This is a genomic window from Plantibacter elymi (nom. nud.) (assembly GCF_900177795.1).
Taxonomy (GTDB): domain Bacteria; phylum Actinomycetota; class Actinomycetes; order Actinomycetales; family Microbacteriaceae; genus Plantibacter; species Plantibacter elymi.
The window spans coordinates 393,613-420,591 of record NZ_FXWJ01000004.1 but is presented as its reverse complement, the minus strand read 5'-3'; the positions used below and the strand labels follow the sequence as shown (position 1 = coordinate 420,591).

The 26,979-nt window shown below is 70.9% G+C and carries 22 protein-coding genes; 9 read left to right on the top strand and 13 right to left on the bottom strand.

The annotated features are described in order from the left end of the window. The 3 genes from CCK91_RS14485 to CCK91_RS14475 are packed head-to-tail and all read right to left on the bottom strand — an operon-like array spanning position 1 to position 5,385. Positions 1 to 2,706, bottom strand: a complete 2,706-nt coding sequence (locus CCK91_RS14485) for a right-handed parallel beta-helix repeat-containing protein (protein WP_086474577.1) — start codon at positions 2,704 to 2,706, stop codon at positions 1 to 3. Next, on the bottom strand, positions 2,621 to 3,937 hold the full coding sequence (locus tag CCK91_RS14480; RefSeq protein WP_086474576.1) for an acyltransferase family protein: 1,317 nt from the start codon (positions 3,935 to 3,937) through the stop codon (positions 2,621 to 2,623). Before CCK91_RS14480 ends, CCK91_RS14485 begins: the two co-directional genes overlap by 86 nt. Positions 3,938 to 3,942: 5 nt before the next feature. Further along, on the bottom strand, positions 3,943 to 5,385 hold the full coding sequence (locus CCK91_RS14475) for a polysaccharide biosynthesis tyrosine autokinase (protein ID WP_165767059.1): 1,443 nt from the start codon (positions 5,383 to 5,385) through the stop codon (positions 3,943 to 3,945). A 140-nt stretch (positions 5,386 to 5,525) separates the two neighbouring features. Here CCK91_RS14475 and CCK91_RS14470 point away from each other — a divergent pair, with 140 nt between their 5' ends. After that, the gene (locus tag CCK91_RS14470; RefSeq protein ID WP_165767058.1) at positions 5,526 to 6,143 is read left to right on the top strand and encodes an arsenate reductase/protein-tyrosine-phosphatase family protein; all 618 of its coding nucleotides are present in this window, start codon (positions 5,526 to 5,528) and stop codon (positions 6,141 to 6,143) included. A 39-nt stretch (positions 6,144 to 6,182) separates the two neighbouring features. On the opposite strand, the gene CCK91_RS14465 is transcribed toward CCK91_RS14470, so the two are convergent. The 4 genes from CCK91_RS14465 to CCK91_RS14450 form a co-directional block, all read right to left on the bottom strand. Beyond that, on the bottom strand, positions 6,183 to 7,292 hold the full coding sequence (locus CCK91_RS14465) for a glycosyltransferase (RefSeq protein WP_229939401.1): 1,110 nt from the start codon (positions 7,290 to 7,292) through the stop codon (positions 6,183 to 6,185). A gap of 109 nt (positions 7,293 to 7,401) precedes the next feature. After that, positions 7,402 to 8,181 (bottom strand): CDP-alcohol phosphatidyltransferase family protein, encoded by a 780-nt coding sequence (locus tag CCK91_RS14460; protein WP_086474574.1) that lies wholly within the window; start codon positions 8,179 to 8,181, stop codon positions 7,402 to 7,404. Next, complete coding sequence (locus tag CCK91_RS14455; protein ID WP_086474721.1) at positions 8,178 to 9,446, bottom strand: glycosyltransferase; 1,269 nt, start codon at positions 9,444 to 9,446, stop codon at positions 8,178 to 8,180. The genes CCK91_RS14460 and CCK91_RS14455 overlap by 4 nt, the downstream gene beginning before the upstream one ends. Before the next feature lie 475 nt (positions 9,447 to 9,921). Continuing rightward, the gene (locus CCK91_RS14450) at positions 9,922 to 11,451 is read right to left on the bottom strand and encodes a sugar transferase (RefSeq protein WP_229939403.1); all 1,530 of its coding nucleotides are present in this window, start codon (positions 11,449 to 11,451) and stop codon (positions 9,922 to 9,924) included. A 485-nt stretch (positions 11,452 to 11,936) separates the two neighbouring features. On the opposite strand from CCK91_RS14450, the gene CCK91_RS14445 reads away from it, so the two are divergent. The 3 genes from CCK91_RS14445 to CCK91_RS14435 all read left to right on the top strand — a co-directional run bounded on the left by CCK91_RS14445 (position 11,937) and on the right by CCK91_RS14435 (position 14,453). Continuing rightward, positions 11,937 to 12,422 (top strand): MarR family winged helix-turn-helix transcriptional regulator, encoded by a 486-nt coding sequence (locus tag CCK91_RS14445; protein WP_207568238.1) that lies wholly within the window; start codon positions 11,937 to 11,939, stop codon positions 12,420 to 12,422. Positions 12,423 to 12,757: 335 nt separating this feature from the next. Next, positions 12,758 to 14,071 carry a C40 family peptidase gene (locus CCK91_RS14440; protein ID WP_133060005.1) on the top strand — a complete coding sequence of 438 codons (1,314 nt, stop codon included), beginning with the start codon at positions 12,758 to 12,760 and terminating at the stop codon, positions 14,069 to 14,071. Between the two features lie 4 nt (positions 14,072 to 14,075). Continuing rightward, positions 14,076 to 14,453 carry a DUF1801 domain-containing protein gene (locus CCK91_RS14435; RefSeq protein WP_086474572.1) on the top strand — a complete coding sequence of 126 codons (378 nt, stop codon included), beginning with the start codon at positions 14,076 to 14,078 and terminating at the stop codon, positions 14,451 to 14,453. A gap of 61 nt (positions 14,454 to 14,514) precedes the next feature. Here the strand turns inward: CCK91_RS14435 and CCK91_RS14430 are convergent, their stop codons facing one another. Further along, positions 14,515 to 18,624, bottom strand: coding sequence for a LamG-like jellyroll fold domain-containing protein (locus CCK91_RS14430; RefSeq protein ID WP_119863565.1), 4,110 nt, complete (start codon positions 18,622 to 18,624; stop codon positions 14,515 to 14,517). 253 nt (positions 18,625 to 18,877) lie between these two features. Between CCK91_RS14430 and CCK91_RS14425 the strand changes: the two genes are divergently transcribed. After that, positions 18,878 to 20,080, top strand: coding sequence for an SLC13 family permease (locus tag CCK91_RS14425; protein ID WP_086474718.1), 1,203 nt, complete (start codon positions 18,878 to 18,880; stop codon positions 20,078 to 20,080). Positions 20,081 to 20,217: 137 nt separating this feature from the next. On the opposite strand, the gene CCK91_RS14420 is transcribed toward CCK91_RS14425, so the two are convergent. After that, a complete protein-coding gene (locus tag CCK91_RS14420; protein WP_085511774.1) occupies positions 20,218 to 20,592 on the bottom strand; it encodes an iron chaperone in 375 nt (124 codons plus the stop codon). Between the two features lie 91 nt (positions 20,593 to 20,683). Then, a complete protein-coding gene (locus tag CCK91_RS14415; RefSeq protein ID WP_086474570.1) occupies positions 20,684 to 21,655 on the bottom strand; it encodes an NAD(P)/FAD-dependent oxidoreductase in 972 nt (323 codons plus the stop codon). Between the two features lie 109 nt (positions 21,656 to 21,764). On the opposite strand from CCK91_RS14415, the gene CCK91_RS14410 reads away from it, so the two are divergent. The 4 genes from CCK91_RS14410 (at position 21,765) to CCK91_RS14395 (ending at position 23,970) form a co-directional block, all read left to right on the top strand. Further along, the gene (locus tag CCK91_RS14410; RefSeq protein ID WP_086474569.1) at positions 21,765 to 22,376 is read left to right on the top strand and encodes a helix-turn-helix domain-containing protein; all 612 of its coding nucleotides are present in this window, start codon (positions 21,765 to 21,767) and stop codon (positions 22,374 to 22,376) included. Then, complete coding sequence (locus tag CCK91_RS14405) at positions 22,373 to 22,801, top strand: hypothetical protein (protein WP_086474568.1); 429 nt, start codon at positions 22,373 to 22,375, stop codon at positions 22,799 to 22,801. Before CCK91_RS14410 ends, CCK91_RS14405 begins: the two co-directional genes overlap by 4 nt. Positions 22,802 to 22,841: 40 nt before the next feature. Continuing rightward, positions 22,842 to 23,357 (top strand): DUF427 domain-containing protein, encoded by a 516-nt coding sequence (locus CCK91_RS14400; protein WP_086474567.1) that lies wholly within the window; start codon positions 22,842 to 22,844, stop codon positions 23,355 to 23,357. 124 nt (positions 23,358 to 23,481) lie between these two features. Beyond that, positions 23,482 to 23,970 carry a hypothetical protein gene (locus CCK91_RS14395; protein ID WP_086474566.1) on the top strand — a complete coding sequence of 163 codons (489 nt, stop codon included), beginning with the start codon at positions 23,482 to 23,484 and terminating at the stop codon, positions 23,968 to 23,970. Positions 23,971 to 23,979: 9 nt separating this feature from the next. Here CCK91_RS14395 and CCK91_RS14390 read toward each other — a convergent pair whose 3' ends face one another. The 3 genes from CCK91_RS14390 to CCK91_RS14380 form a co-directional block, all read right to left on the bottom strand. Continuing rightward, complete coding sequence (locus tag CCK91_RS14390) at positions 23,980 to 24,969, bottom strand: MBL fold metallo-hydrolase (protein WP_086474565.1); 990 nt, start codon at positions 24,967 to 24,969, stop codon at positions 23,980 to 23,982. A 223-nt stretch (positions 24,970 to 25,192) separates the two neighbouring features. Then, on the bottom strand, positions 25,193 to 26,098 hold the full coding sequence (locus tag CCK91_RS14385) for a LysR family transcriptional regulator (RefSeq protein WP_085511765.1): 906 nt from the start codon (positions 26,096 to 26,098) through the stop codon (positions 25,193 to 25,195). A 99-nt stretch (positions 26,099 to 26,197) separates the two neighbouring features. Continuing rightward, positions 26,198 to 26,947, bottom strand: a complete 750-nt coding sequence (locus CCK91_RS14380) for an NRDE family protein (RefSeq protein WP_086474564.1) — start codon at positions 26,945 to 26,947, stop codon at positions 26,198 to 26,200. Positions 26,948 to 26,979 lie beyond the last annotated feature (32 nt).

The window sequence follows — 26,979 nt, the reverse complement described above, 5'->3', positions numbered from 1 at the left end:
TCAGGGGCTGAGGAGGCTCCCCGCCCGCGCCGGGGCGATCCCGGCCTGCAATCCCAGCAGGCCGGCGATGGAGCTCGGTACGGCGACCACGACGAGCGCCGACTGGGCGAGGGCCGCCGGCGTCAACTGGTAGCCCGTCGTCGTGACCGCGGTGCCCTCGACGAGGACCGACCGCCGTTCCTGGCCGGTCGCCTTCGTGAACGCGGCCACCGTCGCGAAGCTCTTCGCGGTCGCTGCACCCTGTCCCCAGCGCACCGCGAGCGACGGGGCATTCGCGGAGGCGCGCTGGTAGACGTTGCCGTTCAGCGTGAGCTTCATCTGCTCGGCCGTGAACTCCTTCGACTGGTCCTCCACGCAGACGAGGCAGCCGCCGCCGGCACCCGAGATGACGTTGTTCGACACCGTGACGTTCTTGATGATCCACGGCACCGTCATGTCGGGCAGCGGCTGACGCCGGTCGTGGCCCGCGGAGTTCACGTTCGTCTGGCGACGCTTGTCCTGGGTCAGCTGCAGGGCGGCCATCGAGTTGCCCGTGATGGTGTTGTTCCAGACCTGCACGTTGCCGGTGTTCCCGATCCACAGGCCGTACCGCCCGTTCGAGGCGATGACGTTGTTCGTCACGGAGAACGTGTCCGAGATCTCGAGGATGATGCCGGTCGCGCCGTTGCCGATGGAACGGTTCCCCGAGACCTTCCCGTTGTACACCGACTCGTCGAGCCAGAGGCCGACGGTGGTGTTCTTCTGGAAGTCGTTGTCGGTGAAGGCGACGGTGCGCGAACGCGTGATCTTGAACCCGCCGGACACCGGCATCCGGTTGAAGTTCTGCACGTTGTTGCCCGAGATCACGGAGTTCTTGAGCGTGAACTTGTCGGCCGAGTTCGCTCCGCCGCCCATCATCCCGTTGCCGGTCGCGGTGATGTTCGCGAAGGTCACGCCGGTGCCCCACGCGTACATGCCGATCGTGGCGTTGTCCTGCACCACGAGGTTCTCGAAGGTGATGGCGTCGTTCTGAGCCGTGATCGCACCCATCTGGTACACCGAGTTGCCGTAGTTCCGGACACCGAGGCCGCGCACGACGCTGCCGACGCTCTTCACGGCGAGTGCCGTCTGGAGCTTGCTCGCCGTGACGGTCTTCCCGGCAGGGTCCGTACCGAGGATGAGGCGCTTCCCGGCGCGGTCGACGAAGAAGGTGCCCGTTCCCACCGCTCGCTCACTGGCGACCTGTTGCTGGGCGACGCCGTCGACCCACACCTGGTCGGGGTAGGCGGCGAGCGGGTAAGCGGGGTTGATGAACTTGATGGCCTCGGCACTGCCGTCCGACGCACCCTTGGTGAAGGTCGGGCTGGTGTCGAAGCCGGTGTTCCAGCCCGTCACGGCCCAGCCCGTGGAACTCTTGTTCCAGCCGGTGACGCGGTCACTGCCGTCCAACCAGACCGCTTCCTTGGGATAGGACTGGATGGTCAGCTGCTTCGAGCTCGCGAGGACGACGCTCTCGCGGTAGGTGCCGGCGCGCAGCACCAGCGTCGATCCATTCGGCGCCTTCGCGACGGCGTGCGTCAGTGACGTGTAGGGCGAGGCGAGACTGCCCGAGCCCCCGGTGCCGTTGCCTGCCGTCACGTACAACGCGCCCTTCGGGATCGCGTACGAGGTCGCCCCGACCGCAGCCGAACCTCGGCCGCTCGACGGCACCTGGGTGTCAGGGCCCGTCGGCGTGGTCGGGGTGGTCGGCGTCGCGGGAGCGGTGGGGGTCGTCGGGGTCGCTGGTGTAGTCGGTTCCGGCACCGGGGTCTCGACGGGGTCCGTCGGTTCGGTCGGCGCGGGGACCGGGGTCGTCGGTTCGGGTTCCGGGTTGGCCGACGACGAGGTCACCGGGGCCGCGCTCAGGGCGCTGATCCCGAGACCGAGCGGTGCCGCCGCGCTGGAGAGGTAACTCCACACGCCGATCCCGCCGGACTGGAGCCGCTCAGCGCTCGCGTCGGTCGCGATCCGTTGCCAGGAGGGCTTCGCCGCTCCGACGACCCACGCACGACTGGCCACGGTGACGGTGGTGGACGACCGGGTGCGCAGGTCCATCTGCAGCGATTGGCCGGGCTGGAGACCGGATGCGACCAGCGCCTCCTTCGACAGCTTCTTCTGGTTCGTGGTCGACCCGTCAATGCGTGCCGTGCCGAGATAGACCGAACCGGTGGGCGTGACGCGCACCGTGCTCTGGTAGTACCGCTTGCCGTCCGATCGGGCCTGCAGCCCGAAGTAGACGCCGCTCCCGGCGGTGGGGAGGGTTGGGACGGTGATGGTGGCGGTGGCCTGGACGTCTGCGATCTGCACACCGGCGAGCAGTGCCTGGCGGGCGGTCCCCGGGGTGGTGAAGGTGATGCTGCCGCCGTTCGCGACGGCCATCCCGGTGGTGACCGCGGAGGTGTAGTCGCCTCCGAGATCGGCCGCGCCGAATCCGGTCGCGACCGTCCGCGCGAAGGTGTCGCTCGCGACGGGCTTGCCGACGGACCAGGTCTCACCTGCGGCGTTCGCCGGTGCTGCGGCCGTGAGCGAGGTCAGGAGCAGGGCTCCGGCCGCGAGACCGCTCGCCAGGACGGTGCCGGCACGGCGGATGCCGCTCGAGCGGTCAGTCGGTCGGACGCGACGGCGCGTCGATCGGAGCGTTGGCCGGTCGGTCGTGGGAGGACCGGCTGCGTGGAGGTCGGAAGTCAAGAAGGGGTTCCTCACGGGGATCGGGAGCGCCCGATCCGTCGACGCGGGGTGGATGCGGGGGAGGTTCAGCTGCGTCGGATGGAGCGGACTCGGCCCGTGACAGGCCGTTTCGGTCGGGTGGCGCGATAGTGCTGTTGACGGATGGTACAGCAAGGATCTGTGACGGGTCCATGTTTCGAGAACGCGGTTCTGAGGCGATCGTCCAGCTCTTCACCGGGACGGTGAAGACGCCGGGCACCGACCGAAGGAGCCGGTGGATCCCAAGGGAGATCAGGATGGAAGCCGCCGCGAGCGCGGGAGGGAGCACGATTCTCCACCACAGCGGGAGCGTCTCGGCGATCGGATGCAGTACGCCAGCTACGGCGATCATAGGGAACGTATGAACGAGGTAGACGGGGAGCGTCCTCGTGCCGAGAACCGCTAGGAAGGAGCAGGAGCGGAAGCGGGACAACACCACGGCGAGCGCGATGCCCGTCGCCGTCGCCACGAGGCCGGCTCCGAGGAGGACGAACGGGACGAAACGCGCCTGGGTCCTGAGGACGAAGACGACGATGCCGCCGTAGACCCCGACCAGGACGAGCAGGTGCACGAGCCCGAGACGCGGCGCCAGACGTCTGACGAGCGGCGCGGCGTGCGCCGCCAGGAGGAAGAAGAAGAAGTAGCGACCCGCCTTCTCCCAGGGCACACCGAGCGAGGAGAGCATCCCGGTCCCGAACGCAGCGGAGACCGCGGCCGCGAGGGCGAGCTGCACCAGGCGCGGCCAGCGGCGGATGAGCCAGGCCACGACGAAGTAGATCGGGAGGGCGTAGATGAACCAGAGGTTCGGATGCGGCTGGACCAGGATCGACGCGAACGACCACCACGTGACGGGATCCTGAGCGTCGCCCACGGGGGGCATCACCGCGCCGTAGGCGGTCTCCAGGGTGCTCCACACGACGTACAGGTAGAGGAGGAGCAGGAGGCGCTTGCGGAACAGATCCCGGAAGGGGCGTGCGAGCGCTGACGGCGCCAGCAGCCCGGAGACGAAGAAGAACAGCGGCATGCGGAAGGTGTCGAGCGGGGTGCTGGCCAATGACCACGGCCCGGTGATCCCGGCCACCCCGAGATACATCACCGCGTGGAACAACACCACGAGGATGATGGCGATCCCGCGCGCGGAATCGATCCACGGCTCGCGTGAACCGGATCCACCGCGGCGCGCCGGCCGCGCGTGTCGGGCGGTCGTGGACACGGGGGTTACCGCTCTCCCGCGGTCTCGGGCGTCGGCTCCGTCGTCGTCGCCGCGACCGGTCGCCGACGCCGCGCGCCCAGGACGGGAGCGCTCTGCCGGGGCCGCGCGTTCTCGTCGTCCGTGTAGTAGGTGGTGCGCTCGTGATGACGGACGTCGTTGGCCACCACGCCGAGCACCCGCGCGCCGACGGAGTCGAGCGTCGACAGGGCCTTCTGGAGCTGCTGACGCTTCGTGCGACGCTCGCGGACCACGACGATCGCGCCGTCGGTCTCGTGGACGAGCCACAGCGGGTCGGTGACCGGGATGACCGGGGAGGTGTCGATGACCACGAAGTCGTACTGGGACTTCAACCGGTCCAGCGTGCTCCGCATCGTGTCCGAGGCGAGGAGCTGGTTCGGGTTCGGCGGGACCGCTCCGGCGACCAGGATGTCGAGGCCTGGCACGCCCCAGGGCTGCACCGCCTCGTCGAGGGAGGCGTCGCCGAGCAGGACGCTGGTGAGTCCGACCGTGCCGTCGAGCCCCGTGTACTCGGCGATGGACGGGTTCCTGAGGTCACCGTCGACGAGGATGACGCTGCCGCTCGACTCCGCGAGGGACATGGCGAGTCCGACGGACACGGAGCTCTTGCCCTCACCGGGGAGGGCCGACGTGACCACCATGGAGGCCACGGGCTTGTCGACGTCCGCGAACGCCAGGCTCATGCAGAGCGATCGGAACGCCTCGGCGGTGATGCCGTTCGGGCTCGAACGGATGACCTGGGCGATCCGACGATCACGCGAGGTACGGCCGATCTCGGCGAGGAGCGGCAGGTCCGTGACGAGGTCGATGTCGGAGTTGCTCCGGATCCGGGTGTCCACCAACTCGCGCAGGACCGCCCAGGCGAGGCCGAGGAGGATGCCGATCACGCCACCGATGCCGGTGATCAACCGCACGTCCGGGGAGACCGGGTTCACCGGCGCCGAGGCCGGCGAGATGATGGTCAGCTGGACCGAGGCCGCCTGCGCGGCGTCCTTGGGGGAGATGTTCGCGACGGCGTCCGACAGCGACTTGGCGATGCCGTCGGCGATCGCCCTGGCGAGCTCGGGATCGGAGTTCACCACGGAGATGTCGACGACGACCGTGTTGAGCGGGGTGTCGGCCGTGACCGTGCGGGCGAGCTGGGCGACGCTCAGGTCGAGGTCGAGGTCGTTGATGACCGGCTGCAGCACGTAGGGCGACTTCGCGATCAGCGCGTAGGACTGCACGAGGTTCTGCACGTAGGTCGACCCCTGCACCAGTTCGCTCGTGGACTCGCCGTAGGCGGCCGAGGCATAGGCACTGCTCGTCGAGCGGTACATGCTCGGCATGGACTGGGCGTAGACGTACCCACCCGCTGCACCGAGGAGCGCCAGGATGAGGATGACGGCCCACTGCTTGCGGATCGCGCCGAGGTAGTCGTGAACGGTCACGTCAGTGCCCTTCTGCCGGCACCGGGCCGGGGTTGTGCTGCGGGAGGGCCGGTACGGCCGTCCCGGTGGTCCCACTATCATGTGGGGAGGACGAGGGGAGCAGGGATCTGGACGAGCATCGTGACCAGACACTGTTGTTGGTGTGCGCGGCGAACGTCTGCCGCTCGCCGCTGGCGGAGTTCCTGTTGCATCGACGGTTGAGCGGTCTGGCCGGCTTCGACGGCGTCGTGGTCGAGAGCGCCGGGGTGTCGGCCAGGGTCGGCTCCGAGATCTGCGAACGGGTCAGGCGGGTGGAGCGCGGCGACGGCTTCGCGGCGTTCGCCGGTACGCACCGCTCGCGGCCGATCTCGCTGGAGATCGTCGAGGGCGCGTCACTCATCCTCACCGCCTCCACGGCCGAGCGGTCGGCCATCGCCGCGCTCGCTCCGGCGGCGCGGTCTCGGACGTTCACCCTGCGCGAGGCGGCTGCACTGGCCACCGTGCCGGGCTTCGCAGACGAGGCCGATGTCGACGCCGACGGGGTGTTGGACCGCTTCGCGACGATCATCCACGGGCGCCGCGGGTTCGCACCCGCGAGCCGGAAGCCCACGGGCCTCCGCCGGTTCGGGCGGAGTAGGACGCCTGCAGACCCGTTCGACATCGCCGACGGCCACCTGCAGGGGTCGGCCGCCCACGACCGCACCATCGCGCAGGTCGGAGCGGTCGTCGACGCGCTCACGGCCGCGCTGCCGGCCGTGACTTCACGCGACGCCGCCTGACGGGCTCCACCGGAGACTCGGCCCGGACGACGGTCGGCGCTACACATGGACGCGTCCGCTCCGCCGCGCCCGGATCGGGAGCCCGACCACGGAGTCGATGATCCGGTCCTGGTAGGAACGGACGGAATGCCGGTCGGCGGCGATTCGCTCATCCGCGATGGCCGCGCTGGAGCGGGTGGCCCAGTCCGATCGGATCTCGGCGAGGGCGTCGGCGATGGCGGTCGCGTCCCCAGGGGTCACGAAGGTCGCGGCACGGTAGCCCGCGGCCGCCTCGCGGAGCCCTGAGGTGTCGCTCACCACGACCGGCCGGGCGGCGAGGATGCTCTCGACCGCGGTGTTGCCGAAGGGCTCGTCGAGTCGGGACGGCACGACGAGCACGTCGCTGGTCGCGAGCGCGGCCCACGGAGACGGCTGGAATCCGTGCAGCGTGACGCGGCCCTCGAGCCCACGCTCCGCGATGGAGGCCAGCAGCTCGTCCTCGAACCACTCGTAACCGGGGTAGACGGCGCCGACGATGTCGGCCCGCGCTCGGATACCGCGGCGGGTGAGCTCGTCGACGGCCTCGATCACGAGGTCCGGCCCCTTTCGCGGTGAGAGACGGCCGACGAAGAGCACGCGGAGTTCGTCGAGCACGTCCACGCGGGGCTGCGTCACCGCGTCGGGGCCGGGTACGCCGTTCAGGACGACGCTCGTCCGACCGGCGAGTCGACGGTAGGAGCGCTGGAGCGTCTCGGCGCTGTAGCGGCTGTTCGCGATCAGCCGGTCCGCGAACAGCAGGGGGAAGGCGAGGGCGCGCATGACGACGGGCTTCGCCGAGCCCTCCGCCTCGTGGACGTGCACGACGGACGGCAGGCGGTGCAGACGGGCGAGTGCCGTCCACAGTGGGATCGTGATGGTGTTGGTCCACACGAGGTCCGGCTGCACCGATCGGAGGAGTCGTCCTCCTGCTCGCAGCCCGCGGACGGTCTGCGATACGAGCGCGCCGAACCCGCGGGGGGTCAGCAGACTCTTCCGCAGCACCAGCGTCGGCACGATGTGCACCCGCGCGCCCCGCTCGACGAGCAGCGCACTCAGCGGCCCGTCGGCCGGCATCGTCACGACGACGTCGGAGCCGTCGCGCACGAACGCCTCCACCGTCTCCAGGAACACGCGGTCGGATCCGTACAGGTCCGCGCTCGGATGCGCGAGCAGTAGTGTCCTCCGTCCGGGCGACGCTGCAGTCGACCGGCCGGACCCCCCAAGGCCGTTCATCGTCGGATCAGCTCCGGACGTCTGCGGCGGGAGCCGCACCGAGACGGTCCATGTCCCGGAACCACTTGACGGACGCGAGCAGCAGGTGACCGGTGTTCGCGATGAACATTAGCGTGTAGGCGGCGAAGAAGAGGGGAGGGAAGCCGATGAGGAGGAAGATCATGCAGAGGAAGCCGTAGTCGGTCGGGATGACGAGCAGCGAGCGCATCGGCGAACTCCGACGGGCGTCGAGGGCCGGCTTGTGGCCGTAGGCGGCCTTCAGCTGGTCGTTGAGGATCATCGCGAAGAACGAGACGGCGGCGACCACGGTGTAGCCCATCGGGATGAGGTACAGCGCCGGGTTCGTGAAGTCGAAGTGGCGGAAGACCATGATGAGGACCGCGAGGTGCAGGGTGGAGATCTTCGTCGCGTCGACGACGTGGTCCAGCCATTCGCCGCTCGCCGAGCCGCCGCCGCGCAGGCGGGCGACCTGGCCGTCGGCCGAGTCGAAGGCGTACCCGATGGCGAGGGCGAGCCAGATGGCGACACCGACCCACCAGGCGGGCGGCAGGATCGCCAGCATCGCGATGCCGGCGAAGGTGAACAGCGCGCTGATCGCGGTGACGACGTTCGGGGTCAGTCCGACCTTGTACGCCCCGGCGGCGAGATACCGCCCGGCCTTGCGGTTTACGTAGATGGAGTAGGCAGGGGCCCCCGGTGCGCGCTTCTTCTGGGCGCCGGCGAGGCGGGCGACGATCTCGGTGTAGGACTCGGTGGTCGAACGGGTGTCGGCAGTGATTCGGGTCATGCCAATCCTCCGGTGCTCTCGGTGATGCGTGTCGGGTGGATGCCGGCGACGGGTTTCGGGTTCCAGTCGATCGGCAGACGGTTGAACCGTCCGGTGCCGTGGATGGTCGCGCCGTCGGCCAGGCGCAGGGCGAGCGCCTCGTAGCCGTCGGCGATGGCGTCCCAGCGGTACACCTCGGCGGCGCGTGCCTGGAGCGCTGCTCCGAGGGCCGCCGTGCCCGCCTCGTCCAGCTCGGCCTGCTCGATGAGCCGCGCGACGTCGTCCGCCGTGGCGAAGAAGGAACCGGTGCTCCCGACGACCTCGTGGTTGAAGACCGAGTCGAAACCGATGACGGCGGTTCCGGCACCCATGGCGCGGAGCAACGACGGGTTCGTGCCGCCGACCGAGTGGCCGTGGACGTAGGTCAGTGCCCCCGCGTACAGCTGATCGAGGAGCTCCTGGTCCCAGACCCCGCCGAGCAGGTGCACCCGGGGGTCGCTGGCGGCCAGGGCCGCGATGCGTTCGCTGTGCTCGGCGCCGTAGGGTGCGGAGCCGACCACGACGAGCGGGTGTCGCGCCTCGCTGCGGATGAAGCCCTCGACGATGAGGTCGACGTGGTTCTCTGGCTCGAAGCGGGCGACCACGAGGTGGAAGGCACCGGCCTCGACGCCCGCACCGGAGCCCAGCAGGTCCGTGCGCGGCTGCTCCAGGATCTTCGCCCCGTAGGTGAGCAGTTCCGTCGGCACGCCGAACTGCTGCTCGTAGTAGTCGGCGATGCCGGCCGCGTCGGCGATGAGGGCGTCGGCGGTGCGCACGGAACGTTCCTCGGCCCAGCGGTAGTACCGCTTGCCGGAGCCGCTCCACTTCGCGCGCTTCCACTCGAGACCGTCGACGTGGACGGCCGTCGGCACGCGCTTGGCCCGGATGACGGGGACGAAGGGGGCGTTCGCGGCGTTGAAGACGAAGGCGACGTCGTTGCGGCGCGTGACTGCCATGTGGAGGACCGACAGGGCGGTGTGGCTGAGGGTCTCGAGGACCTTCTTGCGGACCGCGGGCAGGTGCACGAGGCGCATCCCGAGGTGCTCCGCCGGCTGCTCTGCGGCGGTGCGCCGACAGTAGACCGTGACATCGTGTCCTCGGGCGGCGAGCCTGCTGCCGATCTCCTCGACCGCGGTCTCGAAGCCGCCGTAGGCGGCCGGGACGCCTCTCGTCCCGACCATCGCGATGCGGAGCGTGCCGTCGGGGCGTCGACCGTGGGCGACGGTCTTGCGCCTCGGCGCGCTCATCGGGTGGACGCCGATGGTGGTCGGACGGCGGAGGGCAGGGTGGGTGACATGGCTGAGTTCGGGTCTCTCATGGTCGTTCGACCGCCGCACCGGGTTCGGGTGGGTGCGATGGTGCTGGTGCCCGGCGCCTCAGGCGTCGGTGTTCGGGTGTCTGGTGCTCGGTCGGGTACCGGTGCACGTCGACGATGCTTCCGCTCGCGAGCGTGCAGGCGGAGCGTCCGTCGTCGGGAGATGACGGGACGGAGGCGCGGTCTGCTCGGGTAAGCGTCGCGTGTCTCGTCGCAGCTTCGGGTGCATGCGCGCGAGGGGCTTCATTGACCGGGCGGGTCCTCGACGGATTCGGGTGTCGAGAAGCCCACCGGTTCGCGGTGGTGATGACGACTGTACCGAAGTGTTGTCCCCTCTGGAAGGGGATTTGTCCTCTTTTTGCAGGACACCCCTCGCTTTGGGGGCATCACCGACAGAAGTCCTCGCATCAGTAGGCGCCGACCGGTTTCAACACGACCTTCACGGTCTGCCACATGATCATCAGGTCGCCCGTGATGGACCAGTTCTCCACGTAGTAGAGGTCGAGGCGGACGCTCTCGTCCCAGGTGAGGTCGGAGCGCCCCGAGACCTGCCACATGCCGGTCAGGCCCGGCTTGATGTGCAGGCGGCGGTGGACGTCCTTCTCGTACTCGGCGACCTCGTTGGCCAGCGGCGGCCGTGGGCCGACGAGGCTCATGTCCCCGGTCAGGATGTTCCACAGCTGGGGGAACTCGTCGAGGGAGTACTTGCGCAGGATGCGTCCGACGCGCGTGACCCGGGGGTCGTTCTTCATCTTGAAGAGCACGCCATTGCCCTCGCTCTGCGCCATCAGGGCGGGGAGTGCGGCTTCCGCGTCGGTGACCATCGAGCGGAACTTGAACATCGTGAACCGCTCGCCGTTCCGGCCCACGCGCTCCTGGCGGAAGAGGACGGGTCCCGGGCTGTCGAGCTTGACCGCGAGCGCGATGAGGGCCAGCAGCGGCGAGATGAGCAGCATCCCGAGGCTCGTGAGGCCGATGTCGAGCGCGCGCTTCATGAGGTGGTGACCACCCTCGAACTGCGGGATCTCCACGTGGATGAGCGGCAGCTCCTCGACGGGGCGGAAGTGGATGCGCGGGCCGGCCACGTCGGTGAGTCGGGCTGCGAGGACGAGCTCGGTTGCCGTCCCCTCGAGGTCCCAACCGAGGCGGCGGATGTACTCGCTGCCGCCGTCGACCGGGCCGGCGATGATGACCGCGTCGGCCGTCAGGTTGGCGGCGGCCTGGGCGACCCCGTCCACATGGGCGATGACCGGGACGGAGGTCCCACGACTGGAGAACGGCTCGGCCGTCTCCTCGTCGACCACGGCCGCACCGACGACGGTGTAGCTCATGCTGTGCTGCTTCGCGACCTGTTCGAGGACGTACGCGACGTCGTCACGCCGGCCGACGACGACCGTCCGTGCCGTGTACTCGCCGACGCGGCGGCGTCCGAGGAGCCACCGGCGCCACAGCCAGCGGGAGGCGAGGAGTGCCAGCGTGCCGGCGGGGAGCGCGAGGATGAAATAGCCGCGGGCGATGTCGATCTTCAGGACGAGGAAGGCGATCGCGAGGATGCCGAAGGCGAACGCGCTGGCGTTCAGGACGCGCTTGTACTCGATGACTCCGGATCCGATGATGCGGCTGTCCCGGGTGCGGGTGACGGCGAGGACGGCGAGCCACACGAAGACGATGACCCCCGACAGCAGGACGTAGAGCTGCTGGGCCTCCGGTCCGACCGGCTCGTCACCGAATCGCACGACGAAGGCGGCCGACACGGCGAAGAGGGCGATGAGGCTGTCCGTCAGGACGAGCTGGCGGCGGTACCGCTTCGACCACTCGCGCTGCGTCAGGGACTTGACCGCGACGCTGGATTCGCCGGTGAGCGACGCCGCCCGACGACGCACGAGGGTGATGGGGCCGGTGATCGGGAACGGGTTGTCGTTCACGTCCGCGCTCATGCGCGGGCCGAACGGTCGGCGTGGAGCTCGGGGACTCCCGCGCCATGGGAGCGAGGGCTGGTGTGTCGGAAGGACCGACGGCGGTTCGGGTACGTCGTCATGGGGCTGCTATCCACTTGTGGGTTCGGGTGCGGTTCGGGTGCGCGATGCGCAAGGGCGGTTCGGGCCGCCCGCGGAGAACGCGACGTCGCTCGTGTGCCCACGACCGCCCGGTGCTACCGGTCGAGATGAGCGTCCCCCTTGGATGTCTTTCCACTGTATGAAGCGGGGGTCATCGACGGATCCCCCACTCCAGGGGGGCTCTCACCCCCAATGCTGGGGGTGAGAGCGCCCGTCGACGCGCGATTCCGTCGTCATCCGTCCGTGCGGCCGCAGTCGCCGCGAGCCGCGGGTCCCGGTGTCGGACGGGGGACAGCACCGGTCGGCGGCGTCGGGCGGGTCGTCGGTGGCGGCTCGGTGGCGGCCTCAGCGACTACATTGGTGCCATGGATGGAGCGCGCGCGACCGATGGCGTGATCGCCGACGCCGCCCGCGATCCCATGGCCGATTGGCCCACCGGACGCCTCCTGTCCACGGCCTCACGACTGATCGAGCACACCTGGCAGCAGGCCCTCGACGGCATCGGTGTCACCCACGCCGGCCTCATCGTCCTGCATCTGCTCGACAGCGGCCCCACCAGTCAGAAGGAGCTCGCCCGTCGAGCCCGGGTGCAGAACCAGACGATGTCCCGCACGCTCGACCGGCTCGAGCGGGCCGGGCACGTCGAGCGCATCGCCGCCGTCGACGACCGTCGTCGTCATGTGGTGAGTCGGACGCCTGCGGGCGACGAGGCGTGGTTGGCCGCGCACCGGCTCGAGGCGGACGTCTTCCCGGAGCTGCCCGACGAGTCGGCGTTGCGGTCGCAGTTGCTCGCGATCATCCGGTCCGGAGAGTCCGCGCGCTGGTCGCCCGAGGACGTCGAACCAGCCTGAGCGGTGCACGCACCCGTCCGTGGGTCGCACCCCGGTCCCTGAGCCGCACCCCGGTCCCTGGGCCGCACCCCGGTCACTGAGCCTGTCGAAGTGCCCTCGAGGAATCGTCGCGCGGCGGATGCGCCCGGCGCGGGCAACCCTTCGACAGCCTCAGGCGGGCCCGTGCACATCGGGCCACCCCGCGGCACGCCCGTGACCCGTCCGGGGGGATCCGAGCTGGTGCTCCGGGGCCGGAGTGACTAGTGTGATCAAAGTTTCTATTGTGACTGTTGTGACAGGATGACGGCCGCGACCCGCCGAGGTCGCCGTGATCGTGTCGTCGGACTGGAGAAGTGATGACCCCCGCACGAACGCCTGGTGCGCAGCACGGCCGCCGCCGACCCTGGCTGGCGATGGCCCTCTCAGTGGGCGTCGTCACGGCGTCACTCACCCTCGGCGTGCTCCCGGCGCACGCGGACGACTACCCCAGCTGGGCGGACGTCGAGGCCGCCAAGTCGAGCGAGACCGCCAAGGCCGCCGAGATCACCAACATCACCGCGCTCATCGCCTCGCTCCAGCAGCAGTCTGACGCGGCCTTCCGAACGGCGCAGATCGCCGCTGAGGCCTACCGGCAGGCGCAGGACGCCGTGACCGAGGCGACCGCGCGCGAGTCGGCGCTCCGTGGGCAGGCCGAGGCGGCCGCCGCCGCCGCCAAGGTCTCGAAGCAACGTGCCGGCGCGCTCATCGCGCAGCTGTCGCGCGGTGGCGGCGGGGACGTCTCCCTCGACCTGGTGCTCGGTGCCGGCAAGTCCGACGACCTGCTGTCGAGGCTCTCCGTCATGGACAAGCTGGGGGAGCGGAACGCCGCGAGCTACGCCGAGGCGGTGACCGACCGCAACGCGGCGAGCGGTCTCACCGACCAGGCGGAGGTCGCGAAGACGGAACGCGAACGCCTCGAGGGCGAAGCGCAGACGAAGTACGACGAAGCGGAGAGCGCATCGGCGGCGGCATCGGCGGCGGTGGCGGCACAGGAGCAGCAGGCCGACCAGCTCTACGCCCAGCTCGCCTCACTGAAGAACACCACGGCGGAGACCGAGCGCGGCTACGCCGCCGGTGAGTCCGCCCGTCAGGCGGCGGAGGCCGCCGCAGCGGCCGCCGCGGCAGCGGCGGCGAACACCCCTCCCGCGTCCGGCGGCTCGTCCGGTGGTGGCGGGTCGAGCGGTGGCGGTGGCGGTGCATCCTCCGGTGGCGGTGCCTCCAGCGGTGGTGGCGGCGGTGCTCCCGTGGCTCCACCGAACTCCGCCGGCGTCGAGTCGGCGATCGCCTTCGCACTGGCCCAGGTCGGCAAGGGGTACCAGCTCGGCGGTTCCGGGCCGAACGTCTGGGATTGCTCGGGACTCACCCGCGCGGCCTACGGCAGCGGCATCGGGACGCACTCGGCGACCAACCAGTACTACACGATGCAGTCGCAGGGGCGCCTCGTGCCCTACAGCCAGAAGCAGCGCGGCGACCTCATCTTCTGGTCGAGCGGCTACGACTACTACCACGTCGCCATCTACCTGGGGAACGGTCAGATCGTCGAGGCCGCCAACGAGCGCGCGGGCACCCGTGTCGGCGGCATCTGGGGATCGGGCGACGTCGCCGCCTACGTCGGTCGCCCGACGGGTTGATCCCATGACCTCCGCCGAGGTGGACGCCTACCTCGCCTCCCTGACGCACCAGCTGAAGCCGGCGGTGGTCCGTCTGCGCGAGGCGATCATGGCCTCGGACGAGGGCTTCTCGGAGCACCTCAAGTGGAAGGCGCCCAGCTTCGTCCACGGCGGCGAGGACCGCGTCACGTTCGCCCTGCACCCGGCGAACCGGATCCGCGTCATCCTGCACCGGGGTGTGCTCCGGCGGGACGACGTCGAGCACTTCCGGTTCGACGACCCGACTGGACTCGCAGTGTGGGCTGCGCCTGATCGCGGCGTCGTGACCTTCTCGAGCATCGAAGCGGCGGAGGCCGCCGAGCCGGCCCTCCTCGAGCTCATCGGGCGCTGGGTCCGGGCCTGACCTCTCCGATCGCGGATCGGGGATGGCGGCGGCGTGGTTCCGGGTGCGACCAGAGGCCGGACTAGCCGACCGGCAGCACGCGGAGGTCGCGGAACGAGACACTGGTCGCGGCCTGGGCGGAACCGGAGAGGTAGAAGCCGACCCCGACGACACCGGAGCCCTGCAGCGCCGCCGTGTCGTCGACCACGGCGAGCTGGAAGGCCGTGGGTTCGGTGTCGCCGGTCCAGGCCTTGGCCTCGATCGTCGTGCTCGTCGTACCGGTCGTCCTCGTCACGAGATGGATCTCGGTCCCCGCAGTGACCGCCGTCCCGGCCAGGTTCACCGCACTGATGGTGCTGCCGTTGCGCTGGACCTGGAGCTGGACGACCCCGGTCGCCTGGACCCAGGCGCGGGTGACGTAGCGGTCCGCGCCGATCTGCCGGGCGATGAGCGACACGAACTGTCCACCGCCGGTCGGCGCCTGGTCGAGTGAGAAGGTCACGGAGGTCTGCGCGGCGGCGACGGGGGTGGCAGCGAGGATCGCCGTCCGGGTCGCGCCCGGGGTCGCCGCGATCGTGCCACGGCCCGACGAGACGCCGAAGCCGGTCTTCCCACCCGTGAGAGTCCAGGTGCCGCCGACGGTCGCGTCACCCCAGCCGCTCGTGACGGTGCGGGCGAAGTCGTCGGAGACGAGCGGTGTCGGCTCGGCCGGCGTGGTCGGCTCCGACGGTTCGGTCGGCGTGGTCGGCTCCGTGGGTTCGACCGGTGTCGTCGGCTCCGTCGGGGTCACCGGCTCCGTCGGTTCGACCGGAGTCGGGTCGGCGGGATCGGTCGGTTCAGGCGCGGTGGCGGCTGCCTCGCGTCCGCCGGCGGCGATCGCGTCGAAGCTGCCGACCGTGAAGGTCACCGGCCCGTTGGTCGCCGACCCGGACACATAGCCGGACAGTCCGACGCCGCCGGGTGCCTGCAGTGCGGCGTTGGTGTCCGAAGCCGTCACCTGCCAGTCAGCGGGTTCCGCGGCCGACCCTGCCCACACCTTGGCGCTGAGCGAGGTCACGCCGTCGACCGGGGCGCCGGCGGCCGCGCGCAGGTGGAGGGCGTCGGCCGCGGCTGCGGTCAGTCCGTCGATCTTCTGCGAGACGAGCACGGTCGATCCGGACAGCAGCTGCAGGCGGACGTCGTTCGCCGCGCGGTACCAGAGGCGTGCCGAGTAGGCGACGGAACCGACCTGACGGGTGATGACCGAGTAGTAGGCGCCACCTCCGTTCGCGATGACCGAGGGGGCCACATCGGTCAGCACGTCCGCCGAGGCCTCCGAGACGGCATTGAGGCGTGCGGTCCGCGTGCCCCCGGCGGGAGCCTGGATCGTGGCGGCCGAGCCGGAGACGGCGAACGCGGTCTTCCCGCCCGTGACCGTCCAGGTGCCACCGGTCGGGGCGTCGCCCCACGCGCTCGTCGCCGAGCGGTCGAAGGCGTCCGACGCGAAGAGTGTCGCCGTCGGCTCCGTCACGACCGGAGCGGTGGCCGTGACGGAGCGGGTCGCTGTCGCGGTCGCTCCGTCGTTGTCGGTCACCGTGAGGGAGACGGTGTAGTCGCCCGCCGCCGTATACGTGTGGCTCGCCGTGGCTCCCGCACCGGTCGCGCCGTCCCCGAAGTCCCAGGCGTACGCGGTGACGGTGCCGTCGGCGTCGGTCGAGGCGGTTCCGTCGACGGAGACGGTCAGGAGGTCTCCCGTCGCGGTGAAGGCAGCGGTGGGCGCCTGGTTCTCCGGCTCGGGCGCGATGCCGTCCGTGCCGACGGCATGGTGTGCGGCGAGCTGCGCGCCGGTGAGCGCCCGCGGGTATACCGCGACGTCGTCGAGCTTGCCGTCCAAGTGGTCGCTCGATGGTCGGTCGGGCCAGCCGGAGAGCGAGGTGCCGCCGACGGTCCAGTAGCCGCTGTAGTCCTGGCCCCGGACGGTCCCGGTGTCCTCGGCCTCGAGGACGCCGTCGATGTAGATCTGCTGGCCGGTGTTCCCGAGGACGGCGACCACGTGGTGCCACGCGCCGTCGTTGACCGCGCTGGTCGACGTGACGGTGCGCACGGTCCCCGGGTACAGGCCGAAGCGGACGCGTCCGTCGTTGCCGAGGTAGACCAGTCGGTCGCGGTTGCCGGAGCCGAGCGCAGTGCCGTTGGAGGCACCGATGATCGGACCGCCCGACGTGGTCGTCGTCTGGACCCACGCCTCGAGGGTGAAGCGGTTGGTGAACGGTTCGGTGGTCGCCGTCACGCCCCGCGCGTCCCCGCCGAAGGCCGTGGACGTGCCGCTGCCGTCGGACTCCGCTCCGGCCTGGCCGCGCGCGAGGGTCGTGCCGGTCAGCTGCAGGTCGCCGCCGCCCGCCCAGTCGCCGCCGGTGGTGCCGGACGCCTCGTTGAGGGACCAGTAGTGGGACGGGCTGTCCGCGAGGACGGTGCGGTCCAGGTCGGTGGACGCGATGGGAGCGCCGTCCGTGGCCGTGAACGACACGTTGTCACCCCAGGCGGTGTTGCCCGTCGCATCGGTCGTCTTCACCCGGTACGAGTAGCTCCGCCCAGGGGTCAACCCCTGGTCGACGAAGGTCAGATCCGGCTTGTCCCAGAACGAGGAGGCCGCGTTGACCGTGAACACGGGTGCGGTGGTCGCGTTGTCTCGGATGACGTCGTACCGGAGCACGGCGTTGTCGCGGTCCTCGTTGGAGGGCCAGGTGACCTTCGCGGCGCCGCCACCGACGGCGGTGACGCGCGGGGTCATCTTCGAACCCCCGAGCTGCGGGCCCTGCGCGTTCGTCGAGGCCGCACGGGTGGCGAACCGGGCGAGGCCCTGCTGAGGAGCGCCGTTGACCGTGGTGAACTCGCCGGCGTAGAGCACGTAGTCGCCGCCGGCGGTGACGTCCCACGGACCCTGGTTCAGTCCGGTGAAGGTGCCGGCGTTCATGTCCGGGAACCAGTGCAGCAGCTGCGTGGCCGGGTTGCCCTCGAAGTTGCCGTAGGTCCAGCCACCGGGCGGCGTGTTGTGGGCGACCCGGCCGACGCTCTGCTTCGAGAAGGCGACGGCGCGGTGGTACCCGTCCGAGTTTGGGAATCCGCCGGTGTTGTCGCAGGCGTGCGCATGACCCGCGGTGTAGACGACGTCGCCGACGACCTGCACGGAGTAGCTGTCGCCGTGGCAGTCCGCCAGCCAGTCGAGGCCGCCGTCCGACCAGCGCATCCGGAACGTGCCCTCGGTGGCCTTCCCACCCTGGCTGTGCTGGTAGCCGACGCCGTAGACGCTGTCGGCATCGGAGGAGAGCGAGAAGACGGACGACTTCGTCCCACCGTTGCGAATGATGGAGTTCGCGGCCCACGGGAGGATCCCACCGGTGTCGCCGCTGACGGCACCCATGCCGAGCCCGGGTTCGGTCGATCCGCCGATCGAGGTGAATCCGCCGCCGAGGACGACCTTCGACCCGTCCGGCGACACGACGATCGCCTTGACCGAGCCACCCAGCACCGACGGGTTCCACGGCTGCAGTGCCGCGTTCGTGGCGTTGAGCGCAGCTCCGCGGAGCCGTTCGGTCTTCTGGACCGAGGTGAAGATGCCGCCCAGGTAGACGCTGCCGGACGTCACCGCGATGGACTCGACCGTCGCATTGACGGTCGGCGCGAAGGTCGAGACGAGGGTCATCGACGGGAGGGAGAACGCGGCGACGCGGTAGCGGGTCGAGCCGTCCACCTTCGTGAAGGAACCCGCGACGTAGAGCCGGGACTGGTCCGGGGAGACGGCCATGGCCCGGATCTGGCCGTCGAACGACGTCGTGATGTCGGTGCGCAACCCACCGGTCGCGAGGTCGTAGGCGAGGAAGTTGGAGCGCGGGACGGTCCCGACGCCGACGGCGGCGCCGGCCGGGCGGGCGGTGGTGAACTGGCCACCGACGAACACCGTCCCGCCCGCGACGACCTGGTCCCAGACGACGCCGTCGATCTGGGGCGTCGGCAGGGCGTCGGCGGTCACGGTGGTCGGGGTGAGCGGGTTCGCCGGGTCGACCGGTGCGCTGTCGGCGACTGCGGCGGTGGCCGGGACCAGTGCCCCGACGAGCAGCGCCGCCGTCGCGACCGATCCGGCGAGGGCGGTGGCCCAGCGCCTCGTCAGGGACGTCCGCGGATCGTCGGCTCGCTCGGTTCGCAGTCGACCCACGGTGTTCCCCTTTGTTCCGGTGATGATGGCGCACCGGAAGCGTGGGCGGCCAGAGCACCACGCATCTGCTTCGGCACGTCTTTCGATGCTCTCAGCCCGTCGCCGCGGTTCCAAGGCTGCTGATGCCCCCAGTTCGGGGCGACCTCGCAGGCGATCTGCTGCCGTCCCGACGGCGATCGCCGCAACGGCCGTCGTATGATCGACTGCCGAGCGGGCGACAGCGCACCGACGGACCGGTGGTGAAGGAGGCCTCGTGCGCAGTGCCGTGCTCGGCCTCGTGCTGCTCGTCATCGGGACGATCGCGATCCTCACCGGTGTCCTCCCCGCCCCGGAGGCGCTCGGCATCGCCGACCGCGTGTGGCCGATCCTCCTGTTCGTCGTCGCGATCACCGTCGTCGCCGAACTCGCTGCGGACGCCGGCCTGTTCACCCTCGTCGCCTCGCGGCTCGTGCGCTGGGGTCGGGGGAGCACCTGGTTACTGTGGCTGCTCGTCGTCGCGCTGGCAACGCTCAGCACCGTCTTCCTCTCGCTCGACACCACGGCCGTCCTCCTGACGCCGGTCGTCATCACGCTCGCGAGACACGCCGGGCTGTCGCCGGTGCCGTTCGCCCTGACCACCGTCTGGCTGGCGTGCACGGCGTCGCTGCTGTTGCCGGTGTCGAACCTCACCAACCTGCTCGCGGAGCACGCGATCGACGAGGCCGCCACAGCGTCGGGTGGTGGCCCGCTCGGCCCCGGCGGATTCGCAGCGCTCATGGTCGTCCCTGCGATCATCGCGGTCGTGGTCCCGTGCGTGGTCCTCGCCATCGTGTACCGCCGCCAGCTCGCCGGTGCCTACACGGTGGACGTGGAAGCGCAGGACGACGACCGGGTGCTGCTGTGGACGTCCGGGGTCGTGGTGCTCGTGCTCCTGCCGCTGCTGGTGTCCGGCATCCCGGTGTGGATGTCGGCGGTCGGTGCGGCGGTGGTCCTCGTCGTGGTGTTCCTCATCCGGCGTCCGGCGGCGCTGCGTCCGGCGCTGGTCCCGTGGCAGCTCGTCCTGCTCGCCTCAGGGCTGTTCCTCGTGGTCGAGGCGGCCCACGCTCTCGGACTCGCGCGGGCGCTCGCGTCCATCGCGGGGACCGGCGACTCGCTCCTGGCGCTCCTGCAACTGGCGGGGGTCGGTATGGCGAGTGCCAACCTCGTCGACAACCTCCCGGCGTACCTCGCCCTCGAGCCGGTGGCCGGCGACCCCGTGCGCTTCGCCGCCCTGCTCATCGGCGTGAACGCGGGCGCGCTCATCACCCCGTGGGCGGCACTCGCGACGCTGCTCTGGCACGCGCGGCTCACCGCGGCGGACGTCGAGTTCGGTTGGGGCCGCTTCATCGCGCTCGGGTTCGTGGTCGCCCCGCTGACGGTGGCCCTCGCCACCGTCGGGCTCTGGCTGGCCCAGGGTGCGGGCGCGATACTCCCGTGACGTCGCAGCGCACCATTCCCCGGTCTCTGAGCACCCTTCCCCGGTCCCTGAGCACCCTTCCCCGGTCCCTGAGCACCCTTCCCTCGGTCCCTGAGCACCCTTCCCCGGTCCCTGAGCCTGTCGAAGGGCGCTCTCCCTCAGTGCTCGTGGCGTGCGTCCGCCGCCCGACGCCGCTCCAACAGCTCCGTGACGATGCGGTCGATCAGGTCGAAGGGGATCGGCCGGCTGAACGGGAACTGCAGCGTGTCCTTCGCGGCCCGGTAGTCGGCGACGGCGTTCTGGAGGGGGCCGTCGAACGGCGGGATCGAGTACAGGGCGATGTGGTGTTTCCAGGCGCCGAGGTAGAGCAGGTAGCGGTCGTCGAGCATGAAGGTCGGCATGCCGTAGCGGATGGCCTCGGTGACTCCAGGCACGATGCGGTGGACGCGGAGTCGGATCTCCTCGATGGCGTCCGCGGCGTCGGTGGGTTGCGCGGCGAGGTAGTCGTCGATCGTGGTGGGTGCGCCCGGCATGTCTCTCCTCGTCGGAACGGAGACGGCACGGGAGCCGCTGCCCCCGTGCCGTCATCGTCCCACGTCCGCGTCTCGCGCGACAGTGGTGGTTCTACCGCTTCGCGAGCGCGCGGCGCACGTCCTCCTGGACGAGGTCGGCGTTCATGATCGCGCCGGCCATCGATCCGGCGGCCGCCGCCTGGAGGACCTGGGTGCGCAGGTTCGTGACGTCTCCGGCCGCCCAGACACCCGGCACCGAGGTGGCACCCTGCTCGTCGACGCCGATCGCGTCACCGAATCCGGCTCCACGCGGGTGCGGTCGCGTGTGGAGCCCGAGGCCGGTGAACGCCTCGGCGCGCACGCGGTTGACCGGGGCGACGGCCAGCGCCTCGACGGGGACGGTGCGGCCGTCCTCCAGGCGCACGCCGACGAGTCGGTCGTCGGCGATCTCGAGTCGCTCCACGACGCCGTCGACCACCTCGATGCCCCGTGCCGCGAACGCCGCCTCCTGCTCCGCCGTGAAGGCGCCCGCGGTGTTGCGGAGCACGACGACCCGGGCGCTCAGCTGCCGGAACAACTGCGCCTGGTGGGCTGCGGCCTCCGCGTTCGTGCCGAGGACCCCGATCACGCGGTCCTGGACCTCCCAGCCGTGGCAGTAGGGGCAGTGGAGGGCGTCGCGGCCGAACCGCTCCCAGAGGCCGGGGATGGGCGGGAGCTCGTCGGCGGTGCCGGTGGCGATGAGGAGGCGGCGGCCTCGGACGATCGCGCCGTCCGCCGTCGTCAGGGTGAATCCCTCATCATCCCGACTCGCGTCGACGACCTGACCGTCGACGACGCGGACGCCGTAGGATGCCACCTCCGCGCGGCCGAGGCGCAGGAGCTCGCGAGGCGGGGTGCCTTCTCGGGTCAGGAAGCCGTGCACGCCGTCGGCGGGTGCGTTCCGCGGCTCGCCGCCGTCGACGACGATCACGGACCGTCGTGATCGTCCGAGCATGATGGCTGCGCTGAGCCCGGCGGCGCCACCGCCGACGATGACGGCGTCGACGAGGTCGGTGCTGGTTGCTGGGGTGACGGGGGTGCTCATGGATCGTTCCGTTCGGTCGACGTGCTGGGAGGTGTCCAGGGTGCGCCGACCGGTGCCGAAGTGGCAAGAAGACTTGCCGAAGCGGCAACGTGGGAGCGAGAATCGACCCATGGCGCATGCACACGACGAGCAACGGTCCATCGATGGCGTCCTGGATGCCGTCGGGCCGAGGCTGCGAGCCATCCGGCAGCATCGCGGCACCACCCTCGCCGCCCTGTCGGCTGAGACGGGCATCTCGGTCTCCACCCTCTCCCGGCTCGAGTCCGGCCAGCGCCGACCGAACCTCGAGCTGCTCCTGCCACTCGCCAAGGCGCACCAGGTGCCCCTGGACGACCTCGTCGGTGCTCCGCAGATGGGGGATCCCCGCGTCCATCTGAAGCCCGTCCAGCGGCACGGCCAGACGATCGTGCCGCTGACGCGCCGATCGGGCGGCCTCCACGCGTTCAAGAGCATCATCCACGGCGGCGACGGCCCGCAGACGCCTGAGACGCAGAAGGTCCACGAGGGCTACGAGTGGCTCTATGTCCTCAACGGCCGGTTGCGGCTCCTCCTCGGCGACCAGGACATCGTGCTCACCGCGGGTGAGGTCGCCGAGTTCGACACCCGCGTCCCGCACTGGTTCGGCCGGGCCGAGGCCGCAGGGGTGGAGTTCCTCAGCCTGTTCGGCAAGCAGGGTGAACGGATGCACGTCCGCGCGACGTCGACGAGGAGGAGCGCGTGATCGGACCTGATGACGAGGAGGGTGCCCGCCCACCCGAGGACGGCCGGCCGTTCGCGGAGCAAGTCCTCGAACGCCGCGGGTTCGCGATTACGGCGGCCCTCTTCGTGATGCTCGGAGGGCTCGTCGTGCCGTTCGTCGGCTGGGTGGCCGGCATGGTCATGCTGTGGCGATCGCGCGCGTGGACCACCAAGCAGAAGGTCTGGGCCACCGGCGGACCGATCCTCGCGAGCGCCGCGGTGCTGCTCGTCCTGGCCCTCCTGACTGCGAACTGGAAGTCGACGGACGCCGGCGTCGGTGGCTCCCCGGTGATCCCCGTCGTCTACGACCTCGGTTCGACGGCCGTCGTGCTGCTGCTGATCGGGTACGCCGCGGCCGGTACGTGGTTGCTCTGGCAGGCGCTCCGGCCCGAGGGTCGGCGCGCCTGATTCGCGGTCGTCGCTCAGGTGGACCGGGCAGCATGGGGAGATGCCCGACTCCTCGCGATTCCGCCGCCCCCTGCCCGTCCAGCCCGGACCCGGTGAGGAGTCCGTCTGGGAGTACCCGCGTCCGCCGCGGGTCGAGCCGCGCGACGAGCGCGTCGTGATCCGGTTCGGCGGCACGGTCATCGCAGAGTCGACGGCCGCGGTCCGGGTCCTGGAGACGAGCCACCCGCCGGTGTACTACGTCCCGGCGGCGGACTTCTCGCCGGGGGTCCTGGTGCCGGTCGACGGAACGACCATGTGCGAGTTCAAGGGCGAGGCCCACTACCTCGACGTGCGGGTGGGCGACGCGGTCGCCGGTGCCGCCGCGTGGACCTACCCCGATCCACGCCCGGGATACGCGCCGCTGTTCGGCATGATCGCCGTCTATCCAGGGCGCATGGACGCCTGCGAGGTGAACGGGGTGCCGGTGCAGGCGCAGGAGGGCGACTTCTACGGCGGGTGGATCACGCCGGGGATCGTCGGGCCGTTCAAGGGCGCCCCGGGCACACGCGGCTGGTAGCGGACGCCGCAGTCCTACACCCGCTCCTCCTCCGCGCGCAACGCCCTGGAGCACCACGCACCCTCGTGCCACGCTGAGCGCCAAGCGCCGTCGACGACGAGGCGCGCAGGAGGCGGTCGAAGCCATGGACGTATTCGATGAAGCAGCGGACCCGGGTTGGTCCCTTCTCCGTGTCGTCCCGCTGTTCGGCCTCGCCGTCAGCGTCGGAGCGGTCGCCGGAGCGGCCCTCGCAGCCGGTGCAGAGCTCTTCGGGACGGTCGGGACCGTCTCGGTGCATCCGGCCGATCTCGGCGGGATCGCCGTCCTCGTCGGTGGACTCGTCGGAGGGATGCTCGCAGCCGTCGGGGCGGTCGGTGCGCTGCTGGCGCTCGGCATCCTCGACCACTGGGGCGAGCGGGGCCCGGTCCACCGGGCCTGGATCGCCGGTGGCGGTGCGGCTTTCCTCGTCCTGATCGTCGGCGGCCTCATCGCCGCACCCATCGGACTCGCCTCGACGATCGGGGTCGTCGTGTTCGCGGTGCTCGCCGCGGGGGTGGCGGCGGGCGGTGGGCTCTACGCCTTCGAACGGGCGCTGGCGCGTCGTCGAGCCGGGTGGGCCGGCCTCAGCCGGTAGCGCGGACGGTCAGCCTGCGAGCTGCTGGAGGCGCGCCCGGTGCCAGTCGGTCTGCGTGAGGGCCGAGACGCGGAGGAGACCGGTCAGCGCGTCCCATCCGGCCGACCAGCCGATGCGGGAGGCGATGGTCCACACGCTCGCGTCTGGGTCGTCCAGAAGGACAGCGCGCACCTCGTCGGCTCGCCGCAGATGGTGCGCGGCCAGCTCGTCGCAGCGGTCCGCGAGTCCCGTGAACCGGAAGCCGTGTCCGGGGATCACCTGATCGCCGTCGAAGCCGCGGACGCGGTCGAGCGACGACAGGTAGGCCGAAACCGGGTTCTGTGAGGTGCGCGCCCCGAGCCCGAGGCCGGAGAAGATCGTCGGCAGCACGTGGTCACCGGTGAACAGGTAGCCACGGTCCTCATCCCGCAGGGCGAGGTGACCCGTCGTGTGGCCGGGTGTGTGCAGGACCCTGATCGAGCGACCGGGGAGCGTCAGCAGCTCGCCGTCCTCGAGCGTCCGGTCCGCGCGGGTGTCGCCGAGGTGCCCGGCCGGTACCGTCGCACCAGTGGCCCAGGGACGCACGGTCGTGTCGTCCGCCGGGACGCCCCACTCGTCCAAGGCCGCAGCGAGGTCGGCCGGGCCCGGCGGCGTCGAGCCGGCCGCCTCGTCCTCGAGGCGGTGCATGAGGACCGGTGCGGCGAGCTCGTCGCGGAGGGTGCCGGCGAGGCCCAGATGATCGGGGTGCAGGTGGGTCACGACGACGCCCGTGAGCGTCGTCACCCCGATGCCGCGGAGCTCCCGCAGCAGGTGCTCGCGGCCCTCGGGGGTGTCGGTCCCGGGGTCGACGACGATCGCGCGACCGTCGGTGCCGAAAAGGACCGAGCAGAGGGTGAACGGGTTGCCGGGGTCGCCGGTCGGGACGGCGATGACGACCGTGTCGGCGTCGAGGTGCTCTGTCGCAGGGATCCGGCCGTCGCGGAAGGCGGCAGCCTGGGACTCGCTCGATGAGGTGATCATGGTGCTGCTCCGGGTGGTGTCGGGGGACGGACCAACCCTAGCCGTGGGGCCCGCCGGGTTCAGTACGATGGGTGCATGACCGTGAACGACATCCTCATCGGCGTGATCGCCCTCATCTCCGTCTTCGGCGGCATCGGCCTGGTCGGGGCGCTCGTCGCCATGGCCAAGTCCGGCTACCACGGCTGATCCTCCCCACAGGAGGCTCGGCCGGGTCCGCGTCGGCTCAGCGGGCGACGGCCTCGTCCGTGGCCCGTTGCACCGCTGCGAGCGCTGCCGCAACGGCCGAACGCTGCAATGAGCCCTTCCGCGCCGTCGCGACGATCTTCCGCTCGCTCATCCCGGTGATCGGCTTCCGCACGACGTCCGTCCGCGAGCCGATCGCGATGTCCGGGAGGACGGCGATCGACAACCCGGCCGCCACGTGGTCGATGACGACCTCGTAGCTCGTGAACCGTCCGGCCACCCTCGGCTCGAACCCCGCGCGACGACAGATCAGCGGGACGAGTTCGCCGAGGTACGTGCCTGGTGCGTCGAGGGCCCACGACTCCGTCTGCAGCTCGCTGAAGGTGACCTGCTCCTGCGCGGCCAGTCGGTGGTCGAGCGGCGCGATGAGCAGGAGCGGGTCGGTGGTGAGCGGCACGCTGTGCACCGAGGGGTCGAGGAGGAACCCGTCCTCCTGATCGACGGTGATCACGACGTCGCAGGTGCCCCGTTGGACGGCGGTGGTGCTTTCGTGCGGTTCGACCTCGATGAGTTCGACCTCGAGGCGCGGGTACTGCCGTGCAAGGGAGCGCGCGGCGGGGATGAGGATGGGGGCGATGACGCTCGCGAACCCGGCGATGCGGAACCGACCGGACGGCTCGGACTCGACCTCGGCCAGTTCGACCTCGATGGCGTCCATCTGCGCGAGCAGGGCCCGAGCGCGCTCGACGAGCAACGCACCCGTCGGCGTCAGGGTGAGCGTCCGGCCGCGTCGTTCCAGGAGCGCGGCGCCGGTCTCGGCCTCGAGCACGGAGAGCTGCTGCGAGACGGTCGAGGGGCTGAGGTCGAGCTCACGGCCGACGGCGCGGATCGTACCGAGGCGGTCGAACGCCTCGAGCAGTCGCAGTCGCACGGGGTTCAGGGCCATGCTGCAACAGTATCGAGCGCGCCAGGGCGCCCTCCACACGGGTCGCAGTCCGATCCGGGTCCCGTGGCTCCCGGAGGGTGCCGGCCGCCGCCGTCCGGGTCACTCCCAGACGAGCTCCTCCGGCAGATGGCCAGGCTCGGCGAGACGGGCGTTCCGGAGCACCGCGCCGTCGGGGCCGAGCGAGAGCGCGGTCACCGAGAGCGAGGCGAGGCGCAGGCCGTCGTGGTCGTCGACGCGGACGATCGCCTCGTCGGCGTCGGCGGGGACGCGCGTCGTGGAGCGCAACGTGCGCAACCACGGCTCCCAGGACGCGGCCGTCGCGCCGTCCAGCGGCCCGATGGGCGACGGGACGTCGAGGAAGGCCGGCCGCCACCGGTGGACCCGTGGGACGTCGAGGTGGTCGGGACCCTCGTGCGTCACGAGGTGGAGACCGGGTGCGACGTCGATCGACCGGAGCGAGGTGCCGTCCCAGCTCGTCACGGCGACGCGGTCAGGACGCAACTCCACGAGGTTCCAGGACCGGGCGCTGCGGGCATCGTCCGCATCGAGGCCGGTCGTGACGGCCTGCAGGGGGAGGACGCCTCGCGAGGTCCATCCGGCGGTGGGCATGTCGAGGTCCTCGCGTCGGTTGAGGACCACCGCCGCCCGGGGGCCGCCTGCGGCGTCGTTGTTCGTCGCCAGCCACGCGCCGCCCGCTTCGCGGTCGTGGATGCCGCGGACGCTGGCACCGAGTCCGGGCCACCACGCGCCGGGTGGGTCCCAGGCCCGCCCCGGCTGCTCGTCTCGCAGCCCGAGGACGGCGATCGGCCAAGCGCGCCCCGGCTCGAAGTCGATGATGACGGTGCACACGCTGGTTCCTCCTCGGCCGGCCGGACTAGGAC